We start from the raw sequence: 7,884 nt of genomic DNA on the forward strand, positions 1-7,884 counted from the left end.
GTAAACCTGGCTCGCTTCATCTGTCCGTCCTTCAGAAGGCCGGACTCTAACTTCAACTGGAGGAAATCGGCAGGGGCAGGTCACGGCCACGGGATCTTTGCAGGCATCGCAGATTAAAGCTGAGCAAAATTGCTCACTCAAATCAGGCCACTCCCAAAATCGAACTAGGCCACTAGCGTCGGAAACAGGCCAGTACCATCGTGGCGGATGGGAACGGATCAAGAAACTGGTACCCTTCGGGAACGCGCCGTTTGAGGTCCGTTTGGGGGCTACGCCGCGACCGAGTCCAGGACGTCCGCCCGGACCACGCGATTGCGACCTCGGTGTTTGGCGGCATAGAGCGCCTGATCGGCCATGCGCATGACCTTGCCCAGATCCATTTCGCCATGGGATTGGGCGAGCCCGATGCTGATCGTCACGTTGGTCGAGGCACCTTCGCCGACGACTACTTCGGCGGCGCAGGCCTGCCGCAGATCTTCGGCGTATTGGGCAGCGCGTTCCCTGGATACCCCGGTCATCACAACGGCGAACTCCTCGCCGCCATGCCTTGCCACCAGCATCTGCCTTCGCTCGGCGAAGGAGCACAACACCTGCGCGACCGCGATGAGCACCTTGTCTCCGAAGTCGTGCCCGAACTGGTCGTTGATCGCCTTGAAGCGGTCGATGTCACACATCAGCACCGTGGTCGGCAGGTTAGCATCGCGCGCCTTGGTGAGGGCCGATTCGGCAGCCTGGTCGAAGCCACGTCGGTTGAGCAGTCCGGTCAGCTGGTCGGTGCCGGAGATTCGCTGCAGCTCGGCGCGCGTCAGCGCCAGCTCGCGCATCGTCAGCGCGGACCGGTAGCTCAGGGCGGCCGTCAGCAGCCCCGAAATCATCATGCTGATGAGGATAGACGATTTGGTCACGAAGCCGACGCGCACCAACGCATCCGGATTGGATCCGAACTGTAGGAAGCACAGGGACAACGTCAAGAGGACGGTCAGGCCGACGCTCACGGCAGAGCGGCCCATCGTGTGGCGCAGCGCGTCCCGGTGCGTAATGATGTCGTTGGCCATGGCTCTGCCGCCGTAAAGCGACCAGCATCCGCCCCCTCACCTTCACGGCAGGTTAAGGCACGCTCCGCTGCGCAGACGCCGTTAACGCCGACCTAAAGACGAAGCTCAATTTGCGATGGCCCGCCTTGAAAAGCGCAGCGGCCCGGCCGCAGACATTTCAGCACTGCGAGTCTCACCACACGATGTCACATGAAGCCCGGATTGCGAGGCAGATACTGGGCCCAACTGCCGAAATCGCGCGACGACATCAGAAGCATCGGAAACTTGATCCGCATGCCGCACTCGAGCGCCGCCGAGAGGGCCGCTTCGCTCGAGCCGGGCAAGAATGCCGACACCTGCGAGGCGCCGCTCTCTGCGGCGAGGCGCAGCGCCGTCCTGAAGGCGGTGGCCATCGCGCTGGACTGCAGCACCGCGACAGGTCCGGCGTGGCCGCCGGCATCGACGTAAGCGTAGCCCAACCAATCAGCTCCATCGTAGAGGCTGAAGCCTCGCGTCCGGCTGTCGTTGATGAGATATCGGTGGTGCTTCTCGCGCGAGATCCCAAGCACCCGCTCGTCCGCCTGCGCGAGGCGAGCCAGCGTCGAAGCTTCTTCGTCGAGCGGAGCGCATTCGAATTGCGGCCCATTCAGGCGACCGACTAAATGCTCCCGGGGCGCGCTGACGCTGTAGATCGGAAATCGCGGAAACAGTCCGTGGCGGATGTAGAGCCCCTGCGATACGGCGTTGAAGGCAAATGTGATCAGAACCCTGTTGGAAGCGCCGGACTTCTCGGCGTGATCCAGCGTCCGTTTGATCAGCTCGTTGCCGATGCTCCCACCCTGACGGTCGGGAGAAACGAAGAGCTGCGCCAGAAACCAGATGTCGCCGCAGACCCAGCTCCAGGCGAAGCCCAGGATCCGGCCGTCGGCTTCCGCGACCCAGAGACCGTCGGGATCGTCCGCCAGTGAGAACAACTGAAAGTTCGGCTGGCTTGGGGAGGCCATTTGCCCGAAATTATGGCGGACCGTGAGATCGTTGATGCTGGACACGACAAGCGCGTCGGCGAACTCCAGATCTTCCGCGCGGGCGGGCCGGTAAACCACTGTCATCGAACAACTCCACGACCACGCGGCCCCCGAAAGGGTCTCGACACCTACTGCCGACGGATCAGCCTCAACAGCGCGGACTACTCCTCCAGAGGCTTCAGCGGCCCGTCCGCCCACTTGCGGCTTCAAGTCGCGCAACGGGTCGTCGTCACAACCGGTGCAGACGTACCGCAATTCCCCATGAGCGACTTCGTCGGGCACAGCCTTCATCTGCCTGCCGCACGCAGGGCAGGCCTTCCGGACGGATAGAACACCGGCATCTGATTTCCCCTGCGATGGCCAGTCTACGTCCGCCGGCATCGCGATCTCAAGACCGACACGGAAAGTTGCATCCGCGTGCCGACGCTTCTTGACTCCGCGACCGCAGGCTACTCAAGTCCGGGCAGTGATGTTGCGAGGGTGCGTCATGGAGCAGGAATTCTATTGGAGCCTCGCGCAGCGGGTCCGGGACATCGCCGAGCAGGCCGATCCGTTCACCCGACGTCGCCTCTTGGATCTCGCCAAGCGGTACGATGCCAAGGGCAGCCCGACTGCCCGATCCGGAGTAACCGAGCGGCCACTGCTGGTGCCGCGCACGACGCCACCGATCTCGACCTGCACCGGACCAGGCGAGGCCTGACAGGCGGCAGGCTCATCCTGCCGGCTCCTCCACAGTGGGCACGTCGTCTTCGGTCAGCGTCATCTCCAACCGAAGGCTGTTCAGGCGCTGCTATGCCGAAACCTGGCGCCCCGCTCAGGACGAAATTGAACCGTGGAACGGCCACGAGAGCCGTCAGTGGCTCCTGAAAAATGCGGTCGAGAACCGTAACCTATTTCGTGATCATGCGATGTACCGGGGGGCGGAGGCGCCGCTGCGGGCGAGATGGCAAATGTGAGCCAGCTGTTCCACCCGGTCGGGCGAGCCGCCCCTCCGAATTCCGCGTATCCCTTGAGATTGACGTACCCGTGGAGGCCTTCGCTGAGCGGAAAGACGTAGCCGAACTGCGGCCCGACGCCGAACACCTGCGACAGGAAGCACCCGACCCGGTCGCCAGAGCCGCTGTCGCACCCCAGTTCCTTGTAGGCGTACCCTACCAGACCCACCTGCACCTGCTTGGTCAGGAATTGCGACGCGCCCCAGTCGAGATGCATGTCCACGCCGCTCTGGTACTGCGTCGACGGGTTGACAAAGTTGTACGTAAATCCGAGCACCGCGGATAATTCGGGGCCCGTCGCCGGATTGAAGTAGGTGTACCCGCCGCCGGCATCGATGGCGCCGTGGCCGAGGCCCAGATTCGCCAGTCTCGTGGACTGATAGGCTCCAACAGGTATGTCGCCAGTGACGTAGGTCATGAAGTTGTTGACGCCTGCGTTCCAACGCAGGGAGAATTGAGGAATAACATCGGCGAAGCCCCAAGTGGTATCGCTGAAGCTGTCGGACCGCATGAAGGGGATGCTTCCGACAGGCGTCGAGAGGTTTCCCGACAACGTGCCCGCCAGCTAAGCGCTGGTGACGCCATAGGCACCCACAAGGGCAAACGTTGCCTGGCCGCCAAGCACCGGCGTTGCGAACACGTAGCTCGGGATGACAAAACCCAGATCGCCGGTACCGGTCAGACTCGCGTTCAGGCGGGCCGACAAGTTCGCAGGGACTCTGCCCGTCTGGAGTTCACGCGCCAAGGCCACATACCGAGGTGTGGTAGTAGACGGTCGCCAGCGACCAACCCGGCTGCTGGGGCGCCGCCGACAGGCTTCCAAAAAAGCCAGGCACCCAGAAACTCACGCCGCCTTCGTCGGCCAATGCACTAGAAGCGGCGCTTTTGATGGCGGTTGTTCTGTTCCTTGCGACCAATGCCATTGGGCAAGAGGATAAGAAGACCGATGACGACAAACCGGCCGATCCCGACACGGGAGAGAGCACGGTGGAGGAAAAGACGCTTGGGTTGCTGCCCAATCCGCTGCAGAAGTACGGCGTGAAGTTCGCGGCGACCTACATCGGCGAGGTGCTCGGCATCGCGTCCGGAGGATTGAAGCAGAGCGCGATCTACGAAGGTCGCCTGAACCTCGCCGTCGATTTGCAGCTGATTGGGATCGACAAGCTCACCTTTCACGCCAACATGTTCCTGATCCATGGTGACGGGCTATCGCGCAGTAACCTGCAGAACTTCTTCGTTGTTAGCGGGATCGAGGCTCTGCCGTCGACCCGTCTGTACGAAGCCTATTTTGAAAAGCAGTGGGGTGCGAAGCAGGTCTCGCTGAAATTGGGCCAGCTAGCCGCGGACAGCGAATTCTTCAACACCAAGTACACGGACGTGTTCACCAGCGCCTCCATGGGTTGGCCAGCCATCACGTCGGTAAATCTGCCCAGCGGTGGACCCTCGCCGCCTTTGGCCGCCATGGGAGCTGCTCGTCAACGTAACCGATCAGCTTGCTGTGCTTGGCGGAATCTTCGATGGCGACCAGGCCGGACGCGGTCCGGCCGACCCGCAGGAGCGCAACCGCTACGGCCTTAATTTCCGCGTCAACGAATGCGCCGCTGTTGCTCGGGCAGATTCAGTATGCCTGGAATAACAAGAAGGGCGACCCGAGCCTGACCGGCCAGATCAAGTTCGGAGGCTGGCGGCACTTCGGTTCCTTCGCAGATCAGCGGCTCGCGTCGAACGGGGCCTCGCTCGCCGCTGCCGCCAGCAGCAGCGGCGAGCCCTTGCTATTGTCCGGGGATGTCGGAGGGTGGGCGGTTTTCGAGCAGCAGATCCACCGCGTGCCTCATAGCGATGATCGGGGGATCGGCGTGTTCGCCAGGGCCGCAGGCGCGCCTGCCGATCGCAACCTGATCGATCTTTACGCGGATGTGGGCGTTGAGTTCATCGGCCTGCGCGATGACCGCCCTGACGATAAGTTCGGGATCGCCGCGGGTTATGCCCACGTCTCGAAACGAGCGCAGGCACTCGACGCGGATTATCGGACTTTGGTCGATATGACTTGGCCAGTGCGCAGCTTCGAAGGATTGCTGACAGCGGTTTACCAATTATCAGGTCAAGGACGGCTGGACGTTACAGCCCAATTTCCAATACATGTTGCGGCATTCATGCGGATGGCGATATTGTCGTGGTTGAGGAGCGGATGCGAGCCACTCCCAGGCGGCCAGCCCTATGAAAATGACTATTGCTTCGTCTTCGTCGTTGCGGGCGACAGCATCAAGCAGGTTCGTGAATATATGGACACACGGAAAGGCTGGCAGATGATATTCAAGCCGGATTGAAAATAACTCCGGCGCATTCGCCACGAAGTCTGGCCGCTAGCAGGGCCAGGTACCCTCTGAGCCGACCTGAACGGTAGCGATGGGCCTTAGGCCGCCATTCGATAAAATGAAAGAGGCCGCCAACTGATGGGGTGGATGGCCCCCTGACGGCATCGATGTGCCAGGATGGTGGTCGTTAGAGATCACCAGCAAAGGGAGCCATCCACGGGCGATATTACAACAATTGGTCTTGATCTGGCAAAGAGTGTCTTCCAGGTTCATGCGGTCGACGAGATGGGCAGCGTCGTGATGCGCAAGCGGCTGCGACGCAGCCAGGTCCTCGCGTTCTTTGCCGAGATTCCGCCGTGCCTCATCGGCCTCGAAGCCTGCGCGACGGCGCACCATTGGGCTCGTGAGTTGATTGCGCTTGGCCATGAAGCGCGCCTGATGCCGCCCAACTATGTGAAAGCCTATGTAAAGCGTAACAAGCACGACGTGGCCGATGCCGAGGCGATCTGCGAGGCGGTTAGGCGTCCGTCGATGCGCTTCGTCCCGATAAAGACGGCGGAGCAACAATCGGCGCTCATGATGCATCGGGCTCGAGATTTGCTGGTCCGCCAGCGCACCATGCTGGTGAATGCTCTGCGTGGGCACCTGGCCGAGTTCGGTCTTATCGAGGCGCAGGGTCTGCACAAGGTGGCGAAACTGATTGCGATTGTCACGAACGAGAATGATGGGCGTGTACCGGATATTGCCCGTCAGGTGTTGCAGGTAATGGTCAACCACATCGAAGATATTCAGGTACGGATCGTTGGTCTCGAGAAGCAGGTTCTCGCGTGGCATAAGAGCAACCCAGTCAGCCAACGACTGGCTACCATTCCAGGCATCGGGCCGATCATCGCCACGGCCATCGCAGCAACGGTTGCAGATCCCAACACATTCCGTAGCGGCAGAGAGTTTGCCGCCTGGCTCGGGCTAGTGCCGAGACAAAACTCCACCGGGGGCAAGGCGCGCCTCGGTGGAATTAGCAAGCGAGGGGACAGTTATCTCCGTCGCCTGCTGGTCAACAGTGCGCACACGGTGCTGCTTTGCTCGAAGCAAGCCAAGACCAATCCCTGGCTAACCTCCCTGCTCAGCAGAAAGCCACGGCTTGTCGCCGCTGTCGCCTCGGCGAATAAGAGGGCGCGCGTGGCTTGGGCCCTCATGAGCAGACAGGACACCTAGCGACACGCAACAGCGACAGCATGACCTGCTGAGCTGCGGCGTGCCGTAAGCTTGCGAGAGTGAAAACACGTGATGGCAAGTCGGTCACCCGAGGGATCGAGAGTAACCTGACCGCCTCAGCGGGATTCCGATCCCGACCAACTGATAAGGCCTCGACTCGCGGAACCCATCAAGGCCATCGGTCATGTAAGACCGCACTGAAAGGCCGGACACATGACTGCAAGCGACCACTGTTCATCACGCGAAAAAACTCTTGCAAATCGGGGGCCCCCGCCCTTGCCGCGGTGGAATCTCGAGCGTCAACTGCAGCGAAGGAGGATGTTATGCAGGTCGTTCGGATAGGTCTAGATCTGGCGAAGTATGTCTTCGAAGTTCACGGCGTCGACAACCACGGGAAAGTCGTTGTGCGAAAGAGGTTACGTCGCGATGCGGTGGCCGGCTTTTTCGCCAATTTACCGGCCTGCCTGGTCGGCATGGAGGCTTCCAATGGGGCACACTATTGGGCTCGCGTGCTCACGGAGCTTGGCCATCAAGTCCGACTAATCAGCCCTCAGTTCGTGACACCATACGTCAAGTCGAACAAGAACGACCAGAACGATGCGGAAGCCATCTGCGAAGCGGTCGGTCGTCCGTCCATGCGCTTCGTGCCACCGAAATCAACCGATCAGCTGGCGGTACAGGCCGTCCACCGCATTCGCCGGCGCCTGGTCGCCGATCGAGTCAGGCTCGTCAATCAAATTCGCGGTCTTCTGTCCGAGCATGGGATTGTCATTGCCCGTGACATCGCGCAGCTGCGGCGTGGCCTCGCGGTCATCGTAGGAAACATCAATGACGGCCTCAGCGAGATGCTCCGAGCGCTCATGAGGGAACTGCAAGAGGAGTTGTCCGAGCTTGATACCCGCATTCAGCCTATGGCCGGCGGATAAGGGAAATCTTCCGTACGAGTGAGCAGTGCCAGCGGCTCGGCAAAATCGAAGGCGTCGGACCTGTGACAGCAACAGCCTTGGTCGCCGCCGTGGGCGATAGAAGCTGTTTCAAGAACGGCCGACAGTTCGCGGCTTGGCTTGGTCTGGTACCCAAGCAGCGATCCAGTGGAGGGCGGGCCCGCTTGTTCGGCATCAGCAAACGGGGCGATCGATACCTGCGGACGCTGATGATTCACGGAGCTCGCGCCGCTTTAAGCCGTGCTAATGGCAAGCAGGATCCGCGAAGCCTCTGGCTCGGCAAGATGCGGCAACGGCGCCATCCCAATGTCGCGGCCGTGGCTCTTGCCAACAAGAACGCGCGGATCGTGTGGGCT

Annotated in this window: 7 protein-coding genes and 1 pseudogene; 5 read left to right on the plus strand and 3 right to left on the minus strand. The window is 61.3% G+C overall.

Features of this window, described 5'->3' with window-relative positions:
• Positions 1–269 precede the first annotated feature (269 nt).
• Together IVB32_RS40770 and IVB32_RS40775 are read right to left on the minus strand one after the other, a co-directional pair.
• On the minus strand, positions 270–1,055 hold the full coding sequence (locus IVB32_RS40770; RefSeq protein WP_247361370.1) for a GGDEF domain-containing protein: 786 nt from the start codon (positions 1,053–1,055) through the stop codon (positions 270–272).
• 185 nt (positions 1,056–1,240) lie between these two features.
• On the minus strand, positions 1,241–2,143 hold the full coding sequence (locus IVB32_RS40775; protein ID WP_247413140.1) for a GNAT family N-acetyltransferase: 903 nt from the start codon (positions 2,141–2,143) through the stop codon (positions 1,241–1,243).
• Positions 2,144–2,546: 403 nt separating this feature from the next.
• Between IVB32_RS40775 and IVB32_RS40780 the strand changes: the two genes are divergently transcribed.
• Positions 2,547–2,759 carry a hypothetical protein gene (locus tag IVB32_RS40780; RefSeq protein WP_247361375.1) on the plus strand — a complete coding sequence of 71 codons (213 nt, stop codon included), beginning with the start codon at positions 2,547–2,549 and terminating at the stop codon, positions 2,757–2,759.
• An 80-nt stretch (positions 2,760–2,839) separates the two neighbouring features.
• On the opposite strand, the gene IVB32_RS43250 is transcribed toward IVB32_RS40780, so the two are convergent.
• On the minus strand, positions 2,840–3,565 hold the full coding sequence (locus IVB32_RS43250; protein WP_346015367.1) for a transporter: 726 nt from the start codon (positions 3,563–3,565) through the stop codon (positions 2,840–2,842).
• Between the two features lie 377 nt (positions 3,566–3,942).
• On the opposite strand from IVB32_RS43250, the gene IVB32_RS42710 reads away from it, so the two are divergent.
• From IVB32_RS42710 to IVB32_RS40800, 4 genes and pseudogenes are all read left to right on the plus strand, one after another.
• Positions 3,943–4,632: a carbohydrate porin gene (locus IVB32_RS42710; protein WP_253075433.1), complete on the plus strand. Its 690-nt coding sequence runs from the start codon at positions 3,943–3,945 to the stop codon at positions 4,630–4,632.
• Positions 4,572–5,381 (plus strand): carbohydrate porin, encoded by an 810-nt coding sequence (locus tag IVB32_RS42715; protein WP_253075201.1) that lies wholly within the window; start codon positions 4,572–4,574, stop codon positions 5,379–5,381. Before IVB32_RS42710 ends, IVB32_RS42715 begins: the two co-directional genes overlap by 61 nt.
• Before the next feature lie 165 nt (positions 5,382–5,546).
• Complete coding sequence (locus IVB32_RS40795) at positions 5,547–6,584, plus strand: IS110 family transposase (protein WP_247413141.1); 1,038 nt, start codon at positions 5,547–5,549, stop codon at positions 6,582–6,584.
• Positions 6,585–6,907: 323 nt separating this feature from the next.
• Positions 6,908–7,884 (plus strand): annotated as a pseudogene (locus IVB32_RS40800) (IS110 family transposase); the annotation flags it as partial.

Source organism: Bradyrhizobium sp. 23 (assembly GCF_023073295.1).
Classification (GTDB): Bacteria; Pseudomonadota; Alphaproteobacteria; order Rhizobiales; family Xanthobacteraceae; genus Bradyrhizobium; species Bradyrhizobium canariense_D.

Bases quoted from the DNA above. Each gene is read 5' to 3' on its own strand.
- IVB32_RS40780 (WP_247361375.1), top strand. From the start codon at position 2,547: ATGGAGCAGGAATTCTATTGGAGCCTCGCGCAGCGGGTCCGGGACATC.
- IVB32_RS42715 (WP_253075201.1), top strand. From the start codon at position 4,572: ATGGCGACCAGGCCGGACGCGGTCCGGCCGACCCGCAGGAGCGCAACC.
- IVB32_RS40795 (WP_247413141.1), top strand. From the start codon at position 5,547: ATGGTGGTCGTTAGAGATCACCAGCAAAGGGAGCCATCCACGGGCGAT.
- IVB32_RS43250 (WP_346015367.1), bottom strand. From the start codon at position 3,565: ATGCGGTCCGACAGCTTCAGCGATACCACTTGGGGCTTCGCCGATGTT.
- IVB32_RS42710 (WP_253075433.1), top strand. From the start codon at position 3,943: ATGGCGGTTGTTCTGTTCCTTGCGACCAATGCCATTGGGCAAGAGGAT.
- IVB32_RS40770 (WP_247361370.1), bottom strand. From the start codon at position 1,055: ATGGCCAACGACATCATTACGCACCGGGACGCGCTGCGCCACACGATG.
- IVB32_RS40775 (WP_247413140.1), bottom strand. From the start codon at position 2,143: ATGACAGTGGTTTACCGGCCCGCCCGCGCGGAAGATCTGGAGTTCGCC.